This is a genomic window from Phyllobacterium sp. MT110 (assembly GCF_058792715.1).
Genome location: NZ_JBXAFE010000001.1, coordinates 824,200 through 845,936 on the forward strand (window position 1 = coordinate 824,200; position 21,737 = coordinate 845,936).

Annotated in this window: 18 protein-coding genes; 4 read left to right on the forward strand and 14 right to left on the reverse strand. The window is 60.4% G+C overall.

Features of this window, described 5'->3' with window-relative positions; translation table 11 throughout:
* Nucleotides 1-53 precede the first annotated feature (53 nt).
* Complete coding sequence (locus tag AC1Q5O_RS04350; protein ID WP_492561952.1) at nt 54-935, forward strand: AraC family transcriptional regulator; 882 nt, start codon at nt 54-56, stop codon at nt 933-935.
* A gap of 266 nt (nt 936-1,201) precedes the next feature.
* On the opposite strand, the gene AC1Q5O_RS04355 is transcribed toward AC1Q5O_RS04350, so the two are convergent.
* Both AC1Q5O_RS04355 and AC1Q5O_RS04360 read right to left on the reverse strand, forming a co-directional pair.
* Nucleotides 1,202-2,518 (reverse strand): DNA polymerase IV, encoded by a 1,317-nt coding sequence (locus AC1Q5O_RS04355; RefSeq protein WP_492561953.1) that lies wholly within the window; start codon nt 2,516-2,518, stop codon nt 1,202-1,204.
* Nucleotides 2,519-2,588: 70 nt separating this feature from the next.
* On the reverse strand, nt 2,589-2,879 hold the full coding sequence (locus AC1Q5O_RS04360) for a DUF3572 domain-containing protein (RefSeq protein WP_223615170.1): 291 nt from the start codon (nt 2,877-2,879) through the stop codon (nt 2,589-2,591).
* Between the two features lie 301 nt (nt 2,880-3,180).
* Between AC1Q5O_RS04360 and AC1Q5O_RS04365 the strand changes: the two genes are divergently transcribed.
* A complete protein-coding gene (locus AC1Q5O_RS04365; protein WP_008122893.1) occupies nt 3,181-3,552 on the forward strand; it encodes a response regulator in 372 nt (123 codons plus the stop codon).
* 28 nt (nt 3,553-3,580) lie between these two features.
* Nucleotides 3,581-4,960: a PleD family two-component system response regulator gene (locus AC1Q5O_RS04370; RefSeq protein ID WP_464660032.1), complete on the forward strand. Its 1,380-nt coding sequence runs from the start codon at nt 3,581-3,583 to the stop codon at nt 4,958-4,960.
* Nucleotides 4,961-5,043: 83 nt separating this feature from the next.
* Here AC1Q5O_RS04370 and rpmG read toward each other — a convergent pair whose 3' ends face one another.
* The 8 genes from rpmG to topA form a co-directional block, all read right to left on the reverse strand.
* The gene (gene rpmG, locus AC1Q5O_RS04375; RefSeq protein ID WP_105735448.1) at nt 5,044-5,211 is read right to left on the reverse strand and encodes a 50S ribosomal protein L33; all 168 of its coding nucleotides are present in this window, start codon (nt 5,209-5,211) and stop codon (nt 5,044-5,046) included.
* A 211-nt stretch (nt 5,212-5,422) separates the two neighbouring features.
* A complete protein-coding gene (locus AC1Q5O_RS04380) occupies nt 5,423-5,710 on the reverse strand; it encodes a DUF982 domain-containing protein (RefSeq protein ID WP_492561954.1) in 288 nt (95 codons plus the stop codon).
* Between the two features lie 4 nt (nt 5,711-5,714).
* A complete protein-coding gene (locus AC1Q5O_RS04385) occupies nt 5,715-9,614 on the reverse strand; it encodes an autotransporter domain-containing protein (RefSeq protein ID WP_492561955.1) in 3,900 nt (1,299 codons plus the stop codon).
* A gap of 146 nt (nt 9,615-9,760) precedes the next feature.
* Entirely contained in the window at nt 9,761-10,939 is a 1,179-nt protein-coding gene (locus AC1Q5O_RS04390; protein WP_346307232.1) for an MFS transporter, read from the reverse strand.
* 3 nt (nt 10,940-10,942) lie between these two features.
* Nucleotides 10,943-11,704: an NUDIX hydrolase gene (locus tag AC1Q5O_RS04395; protein WP_492561956.1), complete on the reverse strand. Its 762-nt coding sequence runs from the start codon at nt 11,702-11,704 to the stop codon at nt 10,943-10,945.
* Nucleotides 11,679-12,110 carry a DUF983 domain-containing protein gene (locus AC1Q5O_RS04400; protein WP_472461292.1) on the reverse strand — a complete coding sequence of 144 codons (432 nt, stop codon included), beginning with the start codon at nt 12,108-12,110 and terminating at the stop codon, nt 11,679-11,681. The genes AC1Q5O_RS04395 and AC1Q5O_RS04400 overlap by 26 nt, the downstream gene beginning before the upstream one ends.
* Nucleotides 12,107-14,431: a ribonuclease R gene (gene rnr / locus AC1Q5O_RS04405; protein ID WP_492561957.1), complete on the reverse strand. Its 2,325-nt coding sequence runs from the start codon at nt 14,429-14,431 to the stop codon at nt 12,107-12,109. The genes AC1Q5O_RS04400 and rnr overlap by 4 nt, the downstream gene beginning before the upstream one ends.
* A gap of 11 nt (nt 14,432-14,442) precedes the next feature.
* Complete coding sequence (gene topA / locus AC1Q5O_RS04410) at nt 14,443-17,049, reverse strand: type I DNA topoisomerase (protein WP_492561958.1); 2,607 nt, start codon at nt 17,047-17,049, stop codon at nt 14,443-14,445.
* A gap of 351 nt (nt 17,050-17,400) precedes the next feature.
* Between topA and AC1Q5O_RS04415 the strand changes: the two genes are divergently transcribed.
* Nucleotides 17,401-17,601 carry a hypothetical protein gene (locus AC1Q5O_RS04415; RefSeq protein WP_492561959.1) on the forward strand — a complete coding sequence of 67 codons (201 nt, stop codon included), beginning with the start codon at nt 17,401-17,403 and terminating at the stop codon, nt 17,599-17,601.
* Here AC1Q5O_RS04415 and dprA read toward each other — a convergent pair.
* From dprA to AC1Q5O_RS04435, 4 genes are read right to left on the reverse strand one after another with little or no spacing between them, the layout of a single operon-like run.
* Nucleotides 17,575-18,702, reverse strand: a complete 1,128-nt coding sequence (gene dprA, locus AC1Q5O_RS04420) for a DNA-processing protein DprA (protein WP_492561960.1) — start codon at nt 18,700-18,702, stop codon at nt 17,575-17,577. The genes AC1Q5O_RS04415 and dprA overlap by 27 nt on opposite strands.
* Nucleotides 18,699-19,307: a glycerol-3-phosphate 1-O-acyltransferase PlsY gene (plsY, locus tag AC1Q5O_RS04425; RefSeq protein ID WP_464660041.1), complete on the reverse strand. Its 609-nt coding sequence runs from the start codon at nt 19,305-19,307 to the stop codon at nt 18,699-18,701. The genes dprA and plsY overlap by 4 nt, the downstream gene beginning before the upstream one ends.
* Nucleotides 19,308-19,329: 22 nt before the next feature.
* On the reverse strand, nt 19,330-20,616 hold the full coding sequence (locus AC1Q5O_RS04430) for a dihydroorotase (protein ID WP_492561961.1): 1,287 nt from the start codon (nt 20,614-20,616) through the stop codon (nt 19,330-19,332).
* A complete protein-coding gene (locus AC1Q5O_RS04435; RefSeq protein ID WP_403173316.1) occupies nt 20,613-21,578 on the reverse strand; it encodes an aspartate carbamoyltransferase catalytic subunit in 966 nt (321 codons plus the stop codon). The genes AC1Q5O_RS04430 and AC1Q5O_RS04435 overlap by 4 nt, the downstream gene beginning before the upstream one ends.
* Nucleotides 21,579-21,737 lie beyond the last annotated feature (159 nt).

The following is a 21,737-nucleotide window of genomic DNA, read 5'->3' on the forward strand; positions in this document are numbered from 1 at the left end:
GAGCGTCGTATATCCGCGAGGGGCTAGCTGGTGCCGCCACGGAGGAACAGGCGATGAAGGCGGCACTTGAAAACTACCATGCCCGGATGCAACGGGTGCTGGATCACATCGAACAGCATCTTGACGATGATCTGGGCCTGGAAGCGCTGAGCGGCGTCGCGGCGTTCTCGAAATACCATTTCCACCGGCAGTTCATGTCGACCTTCGGGTTATCAGTGCATCGCTATGTCCAGCTTGCCCGTATGAAGCGCGCTTCGTACCGGCTGGCCTACATAGACGCCCAAAGCGTCACGGATATAGCGATGGATGCCGGTTACGACGCACCCGATGCCTTCGCCCGCGCCTTTCGGCAACGGTTCGGGCAATCGCCTTCGTCGTTCCGGAAATCTCCCGACTGGGAGCCGTGGCTTGCGGCCTTCGGGCCTTTTGACAACGCAAGGAGCAAGCTCATGCAGAAGACTTTTACCACCAGTGACGTGACGATTCGCGATGTCGCCCCGACGCGGGTGGCGATCATGGAACATCGGGGTGACCCCGCGATGATCGGTGCCACCATCCAGCGGTTCATCGCATGGCGCAAGGCCGCTGGCCTGCACCCCAGGACAAGTCCGACCTTCACGGTTTGGCATTCCGAGCGGCGTCCCGCATCGCCCGCCGATTACAGCATGGACCTTTGTGTCGGCACCGGCCAGCCGATCGAGGCGAACGGCGAGCAGATCAAGGCCGGCGAGATTCCCGGTGGTCGCTGTGCGGTGCTGCGCGTCGTCGGCAACACCGACAATCTGGAGCCCGCCGCGCTCTATCTGTATCGCGACTGGCTTCCGGCCAGCGGCGAGGAAGCGCGCGACTTCCCGATCTATTGCCAGCGTCTGAGCTTCTTCCCGGAGGTGCCGGAGCATGAAGCGGTTGCGGACCTGTTTCTGCCGCTGAAATAGCGCCGGTCAATGGTGGCCTGGCCATCTCTCCTTCGCTTTGCTGCAAAAGGCATCTTGTGTGGTGCGTGGTTCGACAGGCTCACCATGAGGGAGCGTGAGGATTGCAGGGAGCTATATCCTGCAGGATTGCTCATACCTCGATGTTTCCGAATAGTCTTGCAGCCCACTCAGCCCCTCATGGTGAGCCTGTCGGACCACGCACAAATGGTCTTGCAGCAGGGCCGGATTCAATCTTTTAAACAAATCTGACAAACCTTTGAATCAAATCAATCAATCTCGTCCGGGACCGGCCGTGTCCTTTGCCTGATCTTGCCGAAGGTATAGCCGGTTTCGACGGCATTGTTGCCGAATTTTCCGCGCAGCTTGTCGATGGCCGTCTCCGCCACGGCCCGCTTGGTCGCCTGCACATCGACGAGGTCGAGCGGATCGGCGCGGCCATCGTCGCTGAGGTCACTCACGCCGATGCCGATGAGCCGGAACCGCGTACCGTCGATCTCCTTTTCCAGCAGCGCCAGTCCCGTGCGGAAAATCCGGTCGGCAAGCTGGGTCGGGTCGGCCAATTGCCGGTTGCGGGTTTTCAGCTTGAAATCGCTCGACTTGAGCTTGAGAACCACCGTCCGTCCGGCAATGTCGGCGGCCTTCAGGCGGCGTGACACTTTTTCGGACAGCGAGCGCAGAATCGGAACCAGCTCTTCCAGCGTGCCGATATCCTCGTTGAACGTTGTTTCCGCCGAAACGCTCTTGGATTCGCCGTCCGGCTCCACCCGGCGCGTGTCGATGCCGCGCGACAGCTGGTAGAGGCGCTGGCCCATGCTGCCATAGGCAGCCATCAGCGCGCCAAGCTCCATGGTCTGCAATTGGCCGATGGTGCGGATGCCGTCCCGTTCCAGCGTGGCGGCAAACACCTTGCCGACGCCCCAGATCATCGTCACCGGCTTGTCATGCAGGAAATGCGGGGTTTCCGCTTCGCCGATGACGGAAAAGCCGCGCGGCTTGTCAAAATCCGAGGCGATTTTTGCCAGGAACTTGCAATAGGACAGGCCGACGGAAACCGACAGGCCCATTTCCTTCTCCACCCGGTTGGAAAACTGCGCCATGACCCGCACCGGCGGATCGTGGTGCAGGCGCTGCGTGCCCGACAGGTCGAGAAACGCCTCGTCGATCGACAGCGGTTCCACCTGCGGCGTCAGATCGCGCATCATCTGGCGGATTTCGCGCCCCACGCGCACATATTTTTCCATGTTCGGACTGATGACCACCGCATGCGGGCAGGCCTCCAGCGCCTTGAACATCGGCATGGCGGATTTCACGCCATGAATGCGCGCGACATAACAGGCGGTGGAGACCACACCGCGCTTGCCGCCGCCGATGATGACGGGCTTGTTGCGCAGCTCCGGATTGTCGCGTTTTTCCACCGAGGCGTAGAATGCATCGCAATCCACATGGGCAATGGAGAGCCTGTAGAGTTCCGGATGGCGCAGCAGGCGCGGGCTGCCGCATTGCTGGCAGCGGCGCCCGGCCGAGGTCTGCGCTGTCAGACAGTCGCGGCAGAATCCAAATTCAGGATCGTTGAGGGGGGCCATGATGCTCGGAACATAAATAGAACATGCCGAACTTACTGAAGAGACAAGCCTCTTGCAAGCCGTTTGCGCGTTAGTACACATCCTCCTGCCGTCCGCCCGGCAGCAGCCGCAGCGCCTGCTGGAACAGGGCAGGGTCCGTCTCTGTCGCCTCGCAATAGCGCATCAGGGTCGGCTCATGCGCCAGGTAGAACTGCAGCACGCCGGCCAGAAATCCCGGCTCCTGCGCCGCTTGGCGGATTTGATCCGCCGTGATGCCCGTAAGGGCAAGAAAGCGCGGCAGCAATTCACTGTCCTGCGCCAGGAAAACCAGGGCATTGATCGCCAGATCCTGTGCGTTCTCGAGGTTCATCTGCTGTTTCATTCTGCCTGTCTGTCCCGAAATGTGTGTTCATCCGAACACCCTTGAAAACAATATTCCCGTTTGACCGCCTGCCGCGACCCCATTGCAGGCGGAAGGGCCAATGACCAATTGAATCTCTACAAAAGAAGATGTTCAATAAAGCCTTGGTTAAACATGATCTGCAGCATTTTTTGACCGCCGTGAAGAGTTACCTTTTCATCAATCAAAACGCGCTATTACTTGCATCCATTCAATGATGCTGCGGTGGGAGCCTTGTCAAGGCGGCAATCCCACGCCACGCATGATCAACGGGACGTTGCCAATGGTGAAGAAAGTCATGATTGTCGAGGACAATGAGCTCAACATGAAGCTCTTCCGCGACCTTATCGAAGCCAGCGGCTATGAAACGATCCGCACACGCAACGGTCTCGAAGCCCTCGATCTGGCGCGCGAGCATCGGCCCGACCTGATCCTCATGGATATCCAGCTGCCGGAGGTTTCCGGGCTCGAAGTGACCAAATGGCTGAAGGCGGATGATGATCTGCATGTGATCCCCATCATCGCCGTCACGGCCTTCGCGATGAAGGGTGACGAGGAGCGTATCCGGCAGGGCGGCTGTGAGGCCTATATATCCAAGCCGATTTCCGTGCCGAAATTCATCGAAACCATCAAATCCTACCTTGGCGACGCTTGACCCGTCAGTTTTCCCGGAGAAGTGAACTATGACGGCCCGCATACTTGTCGTAGATGATGTTCCTGCCAACGTGAAGCTTCTGGAAGCGCGGTTGAGCGCCGAATATTATGAAGTCGTGACGGCGTCGAACGGCTATGAAGCGCTGGAATTCTGCGAAAACAACAGCGTCGATGTCATCCTTCTCGATGTCATGATGCCGGGGATGGACGGGTTCGAGGTCTGCCGCCGGCTGAAATCGCAGCCCGCCACCGCGCATATCCCGGTCATTCTGGTGACAGCGCTCGATCAGGATATGGACCGGATCACCGGCTTGAATTTCGGCGCCGATGATTTTCTCACCAAGCCGGTCAACGACCTGCAACTGCTTGCCCGGGTGAAAAGCCTGGTGCGGCTGAAGAATCTCACCGACGAATTGCGGCTGCGGGTGGCAACGACCCGCGATGTCGGCCTTGAATCCATCCTGCGCTTTCCCAGCGGTGTCGAAGCCATAGCCCGGGATGCCAAGGTACTGCTCATCGACGAGCGGCCCGGCAGCGTCGAACGAATCAGAACCATTCTGGCGGAAGAATGCACCGTCGACGTGCAGACCGATCCGCAGACGGGTTTTTTCGACGCCATTCAGGGCAATCACGATTGCCTGATCATCGCATCGAGCTTTGCCGATTACGATCCGCTGCGCATTTGCGCACAGTTGCGCTCGCTCGACAACACGCGGTCGATGCCGATCATATTCGTCGCGGATCAGGGCGAGGAACCGAAGGTCCGCCGCGCGCTGGAGCTTGGCGTCAACGATTATGTGGTGCGGCCGCTCAATTCCAACGAATTGCTGGCGCGCCTGCGCACGCAGCTGCGCCGCAAGGCCTATCATGACGGCCTGCGCGCCAGTGTCGTCAAGACTTACGAGATGGCGGTCACCGACAGCCTGACGGGCCTGCACAACCGGCTGTATCTGGAAACGCACCTGGCAACCCTGTTCAAGCGCGCGGTGGACCGCCGCCGTCCGCTGTCGATCCTGATGACGGACATCGACCGCTTCAAGCTGATCAACGACACCTATGGCCATGATGGCGGGGATGAGGTGCTGCGCGAATTCGCCCAGCGCCTGCGCCGCAACGTGCGCGGCAGCGACCTCGCCAGCCGCTATGGCGGGGAAGAGTTCTTCATCGTCATGCCCGATACGGACCTGACGATGGCGGCCATTGTCGCCGAGCGTATCCGGCGTGAAGTGGCCTCGACGCCGTTTTTCGTCGATGACGGCGCCACCAGCGTGCCGGTGACCATCAGCATCGGCATTGCCAGCGTGCAGTCGAAGGATGACAGCGTGCAGAACATGCTCAAGCGTGCCGACGAGGCGCTGTATGGCGCCAAGGCGTCGGGCCGCAACAAGGTTGTCTCCGAGGCGGCCTGAGGCCGCCCGAATCGGATTGCCTATCCCCAGAAACAAAAATGCCGCCCGAAGGCGGCATTTTGAACATGCGGGAAAATCCAGGATTACTTGATCTTGGTTTCCTTGAATTCAACGTGCTTGCGTACGACCGGGTCGTACTTGCGGAAAGAGAACTTCTCTGTCTTCGTACGGCTGTTCTTGCTCGTAACGTAGAAGAAACCGGTGTCAGCGGTCGACAGAAGCTTGATCTTGATATTTGCAGCCTTAGCCATTTTCAGTTTACCTGTCTTTATTAGAAGAGGACCGCCGTTCAGTCCAACAACGTGGCTATAAGCGGAAATTCAGGCGGACATGTACCAACACCCGCCGAAAAGTCAAGGGTGGAGCTATTATTATCTGGCCATCCGCTTGACGTCTCGTTGTGCCCATAAGCGAAACGCATCGCATAATACGTGATTCAGAATGAGGCGCAGATACTCACTTTTATATCTTGACGGAAGACTTCTCCTGGTTGAAATAAATTCCGGCTTCTTTTGCAGCTTCGATGAACGCCCTTTGAACACTCGCAGCACTCGCCTTTCTGCTTGTGGCGTCAATGCACGCCTGATGGGCGATGGACCATCGCACGCCCCGATACTGTTTGGGCCAATAAAGCGTAAGCAATTCAAACGCGTCCTCCACGCAAGTGACGTTGCGTAGAGTTCCGGCCCTGCCAGTCTCGATTGTGACATATGGGAAAGACAGCTTTCTCATCGCAATAGCCGTATTCATTGTCTCAGAACCGTACCGTCAGATCGGCTTTGACGGAGTTGTCGTTGACGCCGGCGGAGAACTGGCCGGTATAGGTGAGGCCGAGCGTCGTTGCCCTGCCGATATCGAAGGCGAGGCCGGCTTCGACCAGTGCCGCATCGGCGGCAATGGGCCGGCCGCTGATGTCGAAGCTTTCGCCGCCGCTGGCAAAGGCGAACTGCGCCTGCGGCGTGACATCGCCATAGGCATGCCGCCAGCCGGCCATGCCCCGCGCCCTCAGCGTTGTGGCATTGCCGAGGGTGAAGGCGCGCGAGGCCCTGAGCCCGAGCGTCGTCGTCGTCAGGTCCGTCGTGGATGATGGCGCCGACAGGGCGGCGATGCCACCGGTTTCGGCAAAGCCCGATGTCTTCAGGTGGGTATAGGCCGCCGCGGCAAAAGGTTCGAGTGCCGCATAGGGCGTCTCGATGCGGTAGGCGGCTTCACCGAAGAGCTGCACCGTGTTGGCGCTGTAGCCGGCGGTGTCCGTCTCCTCCAGCGAGCCGAACGACACCGTGCGGCGCGTATCGATCTCGTGATGCGCCAGGATGGTGCCGAGGCTTAAACGTAGCGCATCGATTGTCGTGCCGCCATAGACACCGAGCTGATAGCTGTCGGCGGAGACGGACGACCCCGCCCCATGCAGCGATGTCGAGCCGTAACCCGCCAGCAGACCAAAGCGCCATGTCTCCGCAATCACCCCATCCATGCCGGTGACGATGCCGCCGGTGCTTCTGTTGTAGGCGGCGGCATTGCCATCGCTCGAACCATGGCTCCAGCCGCCATAGGCCTGCCCCCACAAAGCGGTGGTTGAAACGGCCGGAGCTGGTGTTGCCGCATCAAACGCCTCACCGGCATACCGCTTGTCCTTGGCCTCCGGGCCATAGGCGAGCGGCGGTGCAACCGGCGCGGCTTTGGCGGCGACACCGTCAAAGGCGGCGCGCACCCGCTCGGACGCCGCCCCGCTGACCAGCCCGGCATCCTGCAACAGCGTGCCGCGCAACGAGGCATGCGCCTCGCCCGACAGGGCGGAGAAACCGGCGGGCAGATCCTGCGTCACTGTTGAGACAGCCACTGTGTCATAGAGGAGATTACCGCGACCCAGACTTTCAACCCCGGAAGCCGCTGCCTTCTGGTTCTTTGTCTCGCCGACATCGGCAAAGGCAACATTGTTGCGGGCAAGGCTGACTGTGACGTCATTGGCTGCATAGGCGAGTGCGGCGCCGATGAAGTAATAGTGCGGCAGGGCCTTATCGAAGGTCCCGCTCACACCACCCGCAGTTGCTAGTATCATGTATGTCTTATCCAGGAGCGCTAGCGTTTCGGCTGGCGACAGGGGCGCTTTTCCCTCTTCAGTGGTGACGGTGACAACGCCGCCGAGCAGTGTCGCCTTGCCGGCAATCTCCAAACGGTCGCTACGCCCGTCGGCAGCCACCTGAATGAGCAAACCTGTATCTTTGTCGAAAGTGGCATCGGTTGCCACATGTAATGTGCCGATGGAATTGCCCGGCGCGACCATGCCACCCTCATGCACAGCCAGACGCTCCACGGTGCCGATGCCACTGAGCACACCGCCAGTGTTGACCGCCGCTGCGCCGCTGCGGCCATCGACGGAGGCAAAGCCGCCGTTCAAGGCGAGATCGCCGGTCACACCCGTGGCATTGACCTTCACCTGCCCGCCCGCATTCGCGGTTACCGCCGCCGTCGTGCCATCGACGGTTAGAAGCCCCGTATCATTAATGATCGATGTTGAAACCACAGAACCGCCAAGCCCGATGCCAAGCTCGCCGCCATTGATCAAGGTATCGCCGCGATAGGTATTCTTGCCCGTCAGCCACAGCGAGCCCAGCCCCGATTTCGTCAGCCCCGCATCATAGGATTTCGGATCGGCAAGCTTGTCGGAGAGATAGGCCGTGCGCGATTCGGTGAATTGATATTCCGTTTCCAGCGCGGCTATCTGTTCAGCCAGCATTGTCTGTTTCAGCACCGTAAGCGGGTCTTGCTTTCGGCCGGTTTTGTAATCTGCATAATCTGCAGTGGGATCACTCCCGTACGTTGTGACAGATTTCGGATAAGCCTTTTTGAAATCGGCTAGTAGGGCCGAGGCGAGGGGATTTACTGTGATTGTGATATTTTTTGCGAGTGTTATTTTCCAATTAACTTCGGTGGCAGCAGCCACGGCTTTGAACAGCGCCGTCAACAAGGCTTCGGCCGCAGCAATCTTGTCAGAGGAAAATTGTGGTTCGATTGTCTTCGCCAGCTCCGAGCGCTGTTTCTCGCCAAAACCGCTCTCCCAGCCCCGCACCTTCTTCCGCGTAGTCCAAGCCGCCACTTCCTCTGCTTCCTCCCGCTTGCGCTGATCCAGCGCCACCTGCGAGATGTCGTTGCTCCAAGTGTCTTTTACACCGGCACCTAGGTTGGCATCAAACCGGCCGAGGAATTGGGCAGGGCCGTTCATAGCCTTCTTAAGATCGATTAGGCCCCAACCAAAGATATTGGGAAGATTTGTCAAACCAGGTTTCAAAGGAGACACGCTGCGATACAAGCTTCCTAAGGTATGCTGTGATCTGTTGGGATCGTCCTCCATGTTCTGTGCCGTTGTCAGCATTACAGACAAGGATTCAGCATTGGTCATGTAAGGAAAACGCTGCATAATCAATGCAAGCGAGGCCGACGCATGGGGAGTAGCTGCGGACGTGCCATTAAAATTAGGACTATAGCCACCATTTATGCCCGTTGATAGAACATCTGTTGGAGCCATGATGCACCAATATTTGGCAACGCCACATTTATTGTAAACTTGGCCTGTGTCGCGCGCATATCCACTGACTGCGAGCCAATGTCCCTCCAACTCCGGTCTGAAATAGGCGAGGTTTGGCTCCAGACTTGGACTGGTCGGGGACCCAACATCGGCATTGCCCGCCCAATTGGTTTGAAGCACATCATGCTTCTCTACAGATTCTGCAATGGCGTCGAGCCACGTTTTATGGCCACTTGTTCTAAGCTGCTCGAAGTTTTTGTAAGCGTTGGCCAGTTCGTTTGGCGTACTCACTAGACTTTCCGATGGTATACTGGATATTTGTCCCCAGCTATTATTGATAATTCGCGTTCCTTGCTTGCCTAGAGCATCATAAATTGCCTTGAAATAATTATAATCCAGGTTGTTGGAGCCTTGCTGAATACTATCTGTCCCGTTGGTATTCGCTGAATAGATATCAGCCTCGAAGGACACCCCATGAAATTGAACTCCGTCTTTGGCAGCGCCTATTGTGCCACTGACTTCAGTTCCGTGAGCATCGTTGACCCCAGGAATGTAAACTCCGGGCACATTGAAGGCTTCACCCCTTTTGAACGTGCGTTTTTTTTTGTCAGTCCAATTGTTGTCCGCGGAATAACTTCCTTCAACGGCGACTGGATGAAAACGTGAAGTGGTAAATTCCGAGTGAGGTAGATAAATCCCAGAATCCACTACGCCGATTTTGATGCTTTGCCCGTACAAGCCGCGCGCATAGGCATATTCCGCTTTCAAAGCACCAATGCCCCAATTGCCCTGAAACTCCTTGTCGGCACGCCATGTCGCCGCGGCCTTCTCCAGATCATCCGTCCTGCTGCCATCGGCGTTGAAATATTTGCCCGGCACCTCCTGCGCATGGGCGCCGGGTCCAGCGGCAGCGATGATCAGCGCGGCACAGACGCTGCTCATCAGATGGTTGCGGAATTTGGACAAACGATCAGAACGCGCGGAAAAAGCCGCACCTGTGGCGTGAAAAGACATGAAATATGGTTCCCGATATAAGCGTCGTTTGAAATGCAGAAATAGAAAACTAAAATGTGAGGCAAAATAGAGTTGCAATGACGTGTAATAGTCAAGTGCAAAATATATGGGCAAAGCGTTAACCCGCCGGTTTTGACGGCAAGTCAGACTAAAGTATTCCGAATTTCCGCCCGTATTGCTCGCATAACTAGAGGGGGTAAGGAGGTTATACTTTGTGGTGTATCTCTGGATGATTCTCCGAGAAGAGACAAATAGGTGGCCTAGTTCCTGCGTCTTATCAGCCGGGAACCGACCAGAAGCGCGTAACCGGCGAAGAATATTGCCAGCGACACCGCAAATCCGCCGGGGCCCATCGCGTCCATGCCAAGCCCCAGTGCCTGCGGACCGACCAGCATGCCGACGGCATAGCAGAACACGAACGCCGCATTGGCCGAGGCGAGTTCGCGGCCAGTCAGCTGTGAGCCGAGATGCGCGAGGCCGACCGTATAGAGCCCGGCCACCACGCCGCCCCAGATGAAGAACAGGCCCGCCACCAGATACCAGTTGGCGGTGATGAAGGGCAGGATGCACATGCCGGCAAGCCCGACCAGCGCGCAGACAAGCAGGATCTTGCGGCGGTCCTGCACATGGTCGCTGAGCAGGCCGATCGGGATCTGCATCAGCACATTGCCAAGGCCGATCGTGGTCAGGAGCAGGGCGGCATCCGCCTCGCTGTAGCCGATGCGCGAGCCATAGACCGGAAACAGTGCAAAGCCGCCGGTTTCCACCGCGCCGAACACGAAGACGGCCGCCGTTGCCGTCGGCACCGCCCAGATGAAGGGGGCGAAGGGCACGTGTTCTTCCTCGTGAAAATCGGGGCTTTCCTTCCAGGCAAGGAGAACAGGCAGCATAGCGAAAATGATGATGCCGAAGCCGACGGCAAACGGCGTGATGCCGGTGCTGCCGATGCGCGAAAACAGCCAGGGCCCGAGCGCAAAGCCCATGGACAGCACCGTGGCGTAGACGCCGAGCACCAGCCCGCGTTTTTCCGGCGGCGCGGCGGTGTTGATCCAGTATTCCGACAGGATGAACAGCATGGTCAAGGCGAAATGCAGGAAGACGCGCAGCACCACCCAGACCCAGAAATCGCTGAAGACATAGAAGCCGAAGAAGGAGCAGGCGCCGATCAGAAGCATCAGCAGCAGGGTCGGCACCACGCCGAGACGGGCGGCGATGGAGGCGGCGAAGGGCGCGGCAACGATGGAGGCGATGCCGGCAACCGCCGCGTTGAGGCCGATCATCGTGGCGGAATGGCCGCGATTTTCCAGGATGACGCTGAGCAGCGGAATGCCGAGGCCGATGGCGACACCGACGGCACTGATCGTCGCGATGGCCGCAACAAGGGCGCGCCAGGATGACCGGACCACGATCTGGTCGGACGTCTTCTGCATTGCATCCATGAACTAGAAGACCTCTCGGACGAAGCGCCCGTATTTCATGCGGTATTCAACGACGGTGTGGCCGGGTTGCAGGGCCGGATTGGTCTCCAGCACCGCCTGCGCCTCCTGGATGATGGCGCGGGTGATCGTCGGAATATCGAGCTTCAGGGCGTCGTTGAAGGGGAGCCAGCACAGCTCCTCAAGCTCGAGCGACGATCCGGTGCCTTCGGGCAGGCTGTCGGCCACCGCTTCGCGGAAGGCCATGAAAAAGCGCGTATCGAAGCGGCGCGAGCCGCCGGGCGGCGTGGTGGCGCGGGCAAAATAGCGCATGGCCGAAAGGTCGGGCAGGATGCCGCGCTGGTCAAAGGCCGCCCAGTCGGGGTGGCCGATGGCGGCGGGTGCGTGCCGGCCGAGGAACAGCCCGGCTTCCTCAAATGTCTCGCGGATGGCGGAAAGGGCGAGGGCGCGGCAGCGCTGGGTGCTGGGGCGCGTGCCCATGCCCTTCAAAAGATTGCCCTCGTCGGCCGGCGTCAGCTCGCCAAAGGCGGCAATCCGGCCATCGGCCCGTTCGGTGCGCCCGCCCGGAAACACGAATTTCCCCGGCATGAAGACATGGCGCATGTGGCGCCGGCCCATGAGGATGCGCAGTTCCTTGCCCGTGCGGTCAACGAGCAGCAGCGATGCGGCGTCGCGCGGCCGCAGGCGGGCATGTGCAGCTTTGGCAGGCGCGGATTTGTCGAGGTCGCTCAATGGCATCGTATCACCGTTCCGGCGGTTCCAGCTCATCGGTTTCGCCGCCGAAACCATGCATGTAATTGGCCCATTGCAATCCAATGATCGCGCCCTTTATCGGTTGGAGCAGGGCGATGGACATGGCAACCGTGAGGGGTGCCCAGATTGCCAGATGCACCCAGCTTGAAAGCAGAACGAGCGTTTCCACCGCGAGGAATCCGCCCAGCACAATATGGCCTACAATTGTGATGGTTATATAAGCAGGAAAATCATCGGCTTGCTGGTGGGTATAGTCCTCGCCGCAGACGGCGCAGCGGTCGACCGATTTGACGAAGGCGCGGAACAGTTTTCCTTCGCCGCAATGCGGGCAGCGGCCGCGAAAGCCGCGCCACATGGCCTGACCGACCGGGCGGACGGGTCTTGCCGGGGCAGTATCCGCACCAAAAATATGTTCCGTCATCCCTTACCTCTTCGCCCGCCGCGGGAAAACCCGCCCGGACGTTTCTGGCTTCCGCGCGCAAAACGCTTGGCCTTGTGGTGCGAGCGCACGCCGCTTGGAACGGCATGCGGTTCGGTCAGCATTTCGAACCGCAATGCACCCGCCACCGGCAGGGCCTCGATCAGGCGCACATCGACGATGTCGCCCAGCCGGAAGCCCTTGCCGCTTCTTTCGCCCGAAAGGGCATGGTTGGTTTCATCGTAAAGATAGTAATCATCGCCGAGGGTTGAAATGGGAATAAAGCCATCGGCACCATATGTCGCAAGGGCAACGAACAGCCCGGCCTTGGTCACACCGGAAATCCGCCCCTGGAAACTGCTGCCGACCTGTCCGGCGAGGTGATGGGCGATCAGCCGGTCGACGGTGTCGCGTTCGGCCGCCATGGCGCGCCGCTCCGAGGTGGAAATCAGCGCGGCGATCTCCGGCAGGTCTTCCTCTTCCTTGCGGGTGATGCCGTCGGGGCCGAGTGCCAGCGCCGCGATCAGCGCGCGGTGCACGATCAGGTCGGCGTAACGGCGGATCGGCGAGGTGAAGTGCGCATATTTCTGCAGGTTGAGACCGAAATGGCCAATATTCTCGGGGTTGTATTCCGCCTGCGACTGCGAGCGCAGGACGACCTGGTTGACCAGTTCCTGCTGTTCGCTGCCTTCGACGCGCTTGAGAATATGGTTGAACTGGTTCGGGCGCAGTTCGGCGCCGCGCGCCAGCGAAATATCCAGCGTGCGCAAAAACTCGCGCAGAATTTCCTGCTTGGCCAGCGAGGGCGCGTCATGGATGCGGAAGATCAGCGGCTGGCGCTTGCGCTCCAGCGTTTCGGCGGCGGCGACATTGGCCTGGATCATGAATTCTTCGATGAGCTTGTGCGCATCGAGCCGCGGCGGAATCACCACCTTGTCGACCTTGCCTTCCGGCGTCAGCAGGATTTTCTTTTCCGGCAGGTCGAGTTCCAGCGGTTCGCGGGAATCGCGCCCGCGCTTGAGCACGGCGTAGGCTGCCCAGAGCGGCTTCAGGATGCTGTCGAGAATGGGCGCCGTCTTCTCGTCGGTCGCACCGTCAATGGCCGCCTGTGCCTGCGGATAGGACAGGCGCGCATGCGAGCGCATCATGATGCGGTGGAATGTGTGCGAAATCTTGCGCCCGTCGGCACCGAAAATCATGCGCACGGCAAGGGCGGGGCGGTCGACCAGTTCCTTCAGTGAGCACAGGTCGTTGGAAATGCGTTCCGGCAGCATGGGAACGACGCGGTCGGGAAAATAGACCGAATTGCCGCGCTTCAGCGCTTCGCGGTCGAGCGCCGAACCCGGCGTGATGTAGGCGGCGACGTCGGCGATGGCGACGGTTGCGATGAAGCCGCCGGTATTCTTCTCGTCCGTGTCCGCTTCGGCGCAGACGGCATCGTCGTGATCCTTGGCGTCGGCCGGATCGATGGTGACGAGCGGCACGTGCCGCCAGTCCTCCCGGTGCGCCATGGTGGCGGGCTTGGCCTTTTCCGCCTCGGCAATGACGCTGTCGGGAAACACGTGCGGGATTTCATGCTCGTGGATGGCGATCATCGATAGCGCCCGCTCGCTGGCAACGGAGCCGATGATCTGGCTGATCCGGGCAAGCGCCAGCCCGTAGCGGCCGATCTTGCTCACTTCGACTTCAACAAGGTCGTTCGCCTTGGCATTGTTCAGCTGGGCCGGGTCGACGGAAAGCTCCGCCTGCCGCCGCTCCACCGGCTCGATCCGCCATTCGCCATTGTCGAGATGGCGCAGCACGCCCAGTACCGCATCCTTGCGGTGTTCGATGCGCTTGATGACGCGGGCCGTATAGGCCGGACCGCTGGGATCGGCGCCCTGGAAAATGCGGGCGAGAACGCGGTCGCCGACGCCGGGCGTCGGGCCCTTCTGGTTGCGCGAGGCGCGGATGAAAACGGTAGGCGGCCGATCCTCGTGATCGGCAGGCCATTCGGCCGGCTTGGCAATCAGCCCGCCATCACCGTCGCGTCCGGTGATATCGAGGACGGCAACACTTGGCAGGCTGCCGGGCACGGCGAGGCGCTTTGCCCGCTTTTCCACAAGGCCGTCATCGGCCAGATCGCGCAGAATGTCTTTCAGGCCGATGCGTGCATCGCCCTTGAGGTTGAAAGCCTTGGCGATATCGCGCTTGCCCGCGCGGTCCGGATTCTCCTTGATGAACTGGAGAATTTCCTCGCGGCCCGGCAGATAGGGCTCGCGACCGGTGTCTGCGGAACTGGCAGGCCGCTTTTTTCCTTTGGGTGGAGAGATACGGCGTGCCAATGTTCGGGTCCTTAACTAGCTTTTTTCGTCGCCGCCTTTTTGGCGGCTGGTTTCTTGGCGGCGGGCTTTTTCGCCGCAGCCTTGCGGGCAGGGGCTTTCTTGGTGCCCTTGGCCCCGGCCTTCTCGGCGATCAGGAGCAGAGCTTCCTCGACGGTGACGGTTGCCGGGTCCTTGCCCTTCGGCAGGGTCGCATTGACCTTGCCCCAATTGACATAGGGACCGTATTTGCCGTCGCGCACGGTGATCGGCCCGCCATCGGGATGTTCGCCCAGATCCTTCAGCGCCGCTGGTGTGCCGCGCCCGCGACCCGGGCCCTTGGCCAGCTTTTCCGCCAGTACTGTGACGGCGCGGTTGAGGCCGATGGAGAACACGTCCTCCGCGCTTTCCAGATTGGCATAGGTGCCGTCATGCGAGAGGTAGGGGCCATACCGGCCGATACCCGCCGAAATCATCTTGGCCGATTCGGGATGCTGGCCCACATCCCTTGGCAGGGACAGGAGCGCCAGCGCCTTTTCATGGTCCATGGCCTCGATGGTCCAGCCCTTCGGCAGGCTGGCGCGCTTGGCTTCCTTGCCGTCGCCGCGCTGCACGTAGGGGCCGAAACGGCCGTTGCGCACGCTGACGTCCTCGTCGGTATAGGGATCCTTGCCAAGCACCTTCGGCTCGTCGCCATTGCCGTTCTCGCCGGAGGCTTCGCTGCCGCCGAGCTGACGGGTGAACTTGCATTCCGGATAGTTCGAGCAGCCGACGAACGCGCCGTACTTGCCGAGCTTCAGCGAGAGATTGCCGGTTCCGCAGACCTGGCAGATGCGCGGATCGCTGCCGTCTTCGCGCGGCGGGAAGACGAGCGGGCCGAGCTGGTCGTTCAGCGCATCGAGAACGTTGGTGACACGCAGTTCCTTGATGCCGTCGACGGAGCCGAAGAAATCGGTCCAGAAGTCGCGCAGAACATCCTTCCAGCGCAGCTTGCCATCGGAAATCTCGTCGAGCTTTTCTTCGAGGTCAGCGGTGAAATCATATTCCACGTAGCGCTGGAAAAAGCTCTCGAGGAAGGCAATGACCAGACGGCCCTTGGCTTCGGGAATGAGCTTGCGCTTTTCGATGGTGATGTATTCGCGGTCGCGCAGGGTGGCGAGGGTTGCCGCATAGGTCGAGGGACGGCCGATGCCGAGCTCTTCCATCCGCTTGATCAGCGTGGCTTCGGAATAGCGCGGCGGCGGTTCGGTCGAGTGCTGCGTCGCGTTGATCTTTTCGCGGGCGAGGGCCTCGCCGGCACGGATCTCGGGCAGGCGGGCGCCGTCCTCATCGACATCCTCTTCCTCGCGGTGATCCACATAGGCACCGAGGAAGCCATCGAACTTCACCACGGAACCATTGGCGCGCAGCTGGGCAAAACTTGAACCGTTCTGCGCGTCAATGTCCACGACGGTCCGTTCGATATCGGCCGACTGCATCTGGCTGGCGATGGCGCGCTTCCAGATCAGCTCATAGAGCCGCGCCTGGTCGGCATCGAGGAACTGGCGCACGTCCTTCGGGTGGCGGTTGAAATCGGTCGGGCGGATGGCTTCGTGCGCTTCCTGGGCGTTCTTCGCCTTGGTCGAGTAGAAGCGCGGCTTCTCCGGCACGTATTTTTCGCCGAATACCTTGCTGATCGTCTGGCGCGCGGCCTGAACCGCTTCCGGCGCCATCTGCACGCCGTCCGTACGCATATAGGTGATCAGACCGGCGGTCTCGCCGCCAAGGTCCATACCCTCATACAGGCGCTGGGCGATCTGCATGGTGCGCGAGGCCGAGAAGCCGAGCTGCCCGGATGCCGCCTGCTGCAGGGTGGAGGTGGTGAAGGGCGGTCCGGGATTGCGCTTGGTCGGCTTGGCTTCGACGGATGCCGCCTTGAAGCTTGCGCCCTCCAGCATGGTGCGCAGCGCACCCGCCTGTTCGGCGTTCTTGATATCGAGCTTGGCGAGCTTCTTGCCGTCGACGGAAATCAGCCGGGCTTCGAAGCCGTCATTGCGCGGCGTCTTCAAGAGCGCTGCAATGTTCCAGTATTCCTCGCGCACAAAGCGTTCGATCTCGGCTTCGCGATCGGCAACGAGCCGCAGGGCGACCGATTGCACGCGGCCGGCGGAGCGGGCGCCGGGCAGTTTGCGCCAGAGCACCGGCGACAGGGTGAAGCCGAAGAGATAGTCAAGCGCACGCCGGGCCAGATAGGCATCGACCAGCGGCATGTCGATGTCGCGCGGATTGGCCATGGCGTCGAGCACCGCGTTCTTGGTGATCGCATTGAACACCACGCGCTTGACCGGCTTGGTGCCGATGGCCTTTTTCTGCCGCAGCACTTCCAGGACGTGCCAGGAGATTGCTTCACCCTCGCGATCCGGATCGGTTGCGAGAATGAGGCCGTCACTGTCCTTCAAGGCCTTGACGATATCGCCCAGACGTTTGGCCGATGCCCCGTCGACTTCCCACGACATGGCGAAATCTTCATCCGGACGTACGGACCCATCCTTGGCAGGCAGATCACGGACATGGCCGAACGAGGCCAGAACCGTATAGCCTGAACCCAGATATTTGTTGATTGTTTTAGCCTTGGCGGGCGATTCGACGACGACAACGTTCATTATTGAATTGGGCTTTCCTGCTCTTGTCACATTACAAAAGCACAGTTTTCACTTCGAAACAGGTCTTGTGAAATGAACAGGCTTGCTCGGAACGTCAAGGCCTGTGCGTGAAAAATCGTTAAATGCAACTTAAAGTTGCTATTTGAAATATTGCAATTAATGATATTATCCATGCGTCTCAGACGCTTTATTGAGAAAGGCAGCGAGTCCCGCCTTTTTTAAGAAAGCGAATCACTATTTGATTGTTTTTGTGGAGGTTCGGACTGGCAAACTGTGAAATCCACCGGATTAAAGACCTATATAATATAACTTTATTTATTTCTGTATAAATGCGTATTTAAGGACGAAGTCATGGGTGAGAACAAGTTCAGTCGGACAGAAAACATAAGATATATTCAGCAAATGCTGGGAGAATTGCGCAGTATGGCCAAGTTGAATGACCTGGACATGCTGGCCTATCTGATCGAAATCGCTTACATCGAAAGCAATGATCTTTTGGCAAAAGAGACAAATATTGTCTCCTCTCTAAAGAAGCGAAACACTTCCACCTGAGTGACGCTGCAGCCGGCCGGCCAGATCGAGTTCGAGCAGAATAAGCGATATGGCCGCCGGATGAATTCCGCTTGTCCTGATGAGGTCGTCGACATCGGCGGGCGTTGGACCCAAAAGGGTGACGACCCGGTCGCGGTCTGTCTCGTTGGGCGGGGGAATGGACGGAAAGGCGGATTCCGGCGCGAAAAATGCCGTATCGTCGAGGGCGGGCCGGTCCACAAGCGGTCCGATGGCCGACAGGATGTCGGCGGTTTCAGTCACGAGAATGGCGCCGTTCTTCAAGAGAGCATTGGTGCCCTTGGCCCTCGGATCGAGCGGCGAACCGGGGATGGCGAAAACCAGGCGACCGAGTTCTCCGGCAAACCGGGCGCTGATCAGCGAGCCGGATCGCTCCGCCGCCTCGACAACCAGCAGGCCGAGGGAAAGCGCCGCGATGATCCTGTTGCGGCGCGGAAAATCCCGGGCGCGCGGCTCCCAGCCGAACGGCATTTCGCTGATGACGGCGCCGCCGCTTGCGGGGATCGCTGCGAAGAGGTCGAGATTATCCGGCGGATAGGGCTTGTCCAGGCCGCCGGCCATGACGGCAACGGTGCCGCTGTCAAGGCTTGCCTCATGCGCCGCCTTGTCGATGCCGCGGGCAAGCCCGGAGATGACGGCGTAACCCGCCTGTCCCAATTCCCGTGCAATGATCCGCGTGAGCTTGATCCCGATGAGCGAGGCATTGCGCGCGCCGACAATGGCGACAGCCGGACGGCGAAACACCGCCGCATCGCCCTTGATCGCCACCAGCGGCGGCGGATTGTCGGCGTGGCGCAGATAGCGGGGATAGTCGGGTTCGCCGATACCGGTGAAGACGGCACCCACGCGCGCGGCCATCGCCATTTCGCGCCGGGCCTCGTCGAGGCTGGCGATCCGGATGGGACGGCGGCCGCCGCCGCGCCGTACCAGTTCCGGCAGCATTTCCAGAGCGTCGGAAGCCGAGCCGTAGCGGGCAATCAGATGGCGGAAGGTGACCGGGCCGACATTCTCACTGCGGATCAGCCGAAGCCAGCTCAGTCGCTGGCTGTCAGAAAGGCGGATGCCTTTCTGATCCTCCGTCACCCCTTGGACCCGATCTTGCCCTCGGTGCCGGCCAGGAGGCGCTCGATGTTGGCGCGGTGCTTGATGAAGACGATGACCGTCAGGATGAGGAAGAGCAGGGCGATGGCGTGGTAGCCCATGACATAGAGAATGATCGGGGTGGCAACCGCCGCGATCAGCGCCGACAGCGAGGAATAGCGGGTGGTGTAGGCAATGATCAGCCAGATGGCGGCGAAGATCAGCGCCACCTGCCAGACAAGGCCAAGCAGGACGCCGAGATAGGTGGCGACGCCCTTGCCGCCCTTGAATTTCAGCCAGACCGGAAAGATGTGCCCGAGAAAGGCGCCGAGACCGGCGACAATGGCGGCCTGCGGGCTGATGGCGCCGGCGATCAGTACGGCAGCGGTTCCCTTGAACATGTCGAGCAGCAGCGTTGCCGCCGCCAGCTTCTTGTTGCCGGTGCGCAGCACGTTGGTGGCGCCGATGTTGCCGGAGCCGATGCTGCGCACGTCGCCGAGGCCCGCGAGCCGTGTCAGGATCAGCCCGAACGGAATGGAGCCGAGCAGGTAGCCCAGGACCAGCGCGGCGAAAAGATATCCTGCCTGCCCGTTGATGAAATCCGACATGCTCTCTTCCCCGGTTTTCTCTTCAGATGGTGAAAACGGACTTGCCCGCCACAAATGTCTGCAGAACGCGGCCCTGGAAACGGGCGCTTTCAAAACAGCTGTTCTTGGAGCGCGACCGCAGCTGTTCTTCCTTCACAATCCACGGCTCGTCAAGATCGACTATGGTCATATCCGCCCGGGTGCCTGGCTTGAGCGTGCCCGCATCGAGGCCGAAAATTTTGGCGGGGCCGCTGGAAAGCGCCTCGACGACGCGGATCAGCGGCACATCGCCATTGTGATAGAGCCGCAGGGCGGCGCCGAGCAGTGTTTCCAGGCCGATGGCCCCGGCCGCCGCATCGGCGAAGGGCAGGCGCTTGGTGTCGACATCCTGCGGATCGTGCGACGAGACGATGATGTCGATGGTGCCGTTGCGCAGCGCCTCGACCATGGCCAGCCGGTCCTCCTCGAGCCGCAGCGGCGGCTGCAGGCGGAAGAAGGTGCGGAATTCGCCGATGTCGTTCTCATTGAGCGAAAGATGGTTGATCGAGACGGCGGCGGTGGCATTGACGCCGTTCTGCTTGGCGCGGGCCACCACCTCGGCGGACATGGCCGTCGAGATTTGCGCGGCGTGATAGGTGCCCTTGGTCAGCGCGGCGAGACGCAGGTCGCGTTCGAGCGGAATGACTTCCGCTTCGCGCGGCGTGCCGGAAAGACCGAGCCAGCTGGCATAGAGGCCTTCATTCATCACGCCCGAAATGCCGAGATAGGGATCCTGTGTCTCGTGCGACAGGACAACCCCGAAATCCCTGGCATAGGTGAGGGCGCGGCGTAAGAGCTGCGTATCGGCGATGGAATGGCGCCCTTCCGTGATCGCCACGGCACCCGCTGCGCGCAGCAGGCCGATTTCGGTCATTTCCTGGCCCTGCAGCCCCTTGGTGACCGCCGCAGCCGGATAGACATTGACCACGGCCGTATCGCGCGCCGTGCGGCGGACGAATTCGACCAGCGCCACATTGTCGATCACCGGATCGGTATCCGGCATCATGATGATGGAGGTCACGCCGCCGGCCGCTGCCGCCTGGCTGGCCGAGGCGATGGTCTCTCGGTGTTCAGCACCGGGCTCGCCGATGAAGACGCGGGCATCGACGAGCCCCGGCAAGACGGTTTTTCCCGTGCAGTCGATAACAGTCGCGCCTTCGGGCGCACCCTGGTTGCGGGCATCGGCGCCGCTGGCAACGATGCTGCCGTTCCTGATGATGATTGTTCCGGTCTCATCGAGACCGCGGGATGGATCGACGATCCGGGCATTGTGCAGAACGGTCGTGCTCATCCCGCTACTCCTTCCGCGTTGCGGCGCGGGTCCAGCAGCGCTTCCATCACCGCCATGCGCACGGCGACGCCCATTTCAACCTGCTCCTGAATGACGCTCTGCGAGCCGTCGGCCACATCCGAGGCGATCTCGACGCCGCGGTTCATCGGTCCGGGATGCATGACCAGCGCGTCGGGCTTGGCATGCTTGAGCTTTTCGCGATCAAGCCCGTGATAGTGGAAATATTCACGCACCGACGGCACGAAGGCGCCCGCCATGCGCTCACGCTGCAGGCGCAGCATCATCACCACGTCGGCGTCTTTCAGACCCTCCTCCATCGAGTTGAAAACCTCGACGCCCATCTGGCTGATCCCGGCGGGCAGGAGGGTCGAGGGGGCGATGACGCGCACCCGCGCCCCGAGGGCGTTGAGCAGCAGGATATTGGAGCGGGCCACGCGCGAATGCAGCACATCGCCGCAGATCGCCACGATCAGCCGGGCAACCTTGCCCTTGGCGCGCCGGATTGTCAGCGCATCGAGCAGGGCCTGCGTCGGGTGTTCATGCGCGCCGTCGCCGGCATTGACCACCGAGCAGCCCACCTTTTGCGCCAGCAGGGCGGCGGCACCGGCGGAGCCATGCCGGATGATCAGGATATCCGGCCGCATCGCATTCAGCGTCATGGCGGTATCGATCAGCGTTTCGCCCTTTTTCACCGAGGAATTGCCGACCGACATGTTCATCACATCGGCGCCGAGCCGTTTTCCGGCCAGCTCGAAGGATGACTGTGTCCGGGTCGATGCCTCGAAGAACAGGTTGATCTGCGTCCGTCCGCGCAGGACACTCTTTTTCTTCTCGGACTGGCGCGAAACCGCGATCTCGCTGTCGGCAAGGTCGAGAAGAATATTGATGTCCTCGGGGGAAAGGTTCTTGATGCCAAGCAAATGGCGGTGGGGAAACAGAAGGGGGAGCGTTTTTGATGTCATATCAAGTCCCCCCTATAGGCTTGATGCCGCCGCCCCGCAAGCGTTTGGCAGCATATCCCGCCCTGTTCCCCCAAAAAATCCCTTGTTCTTATAAGTTCGTGACGCTGCATGAATATTGTGCGTGGTTCGACAAGCTCACCATGAGGGAGGTGGTTTGGC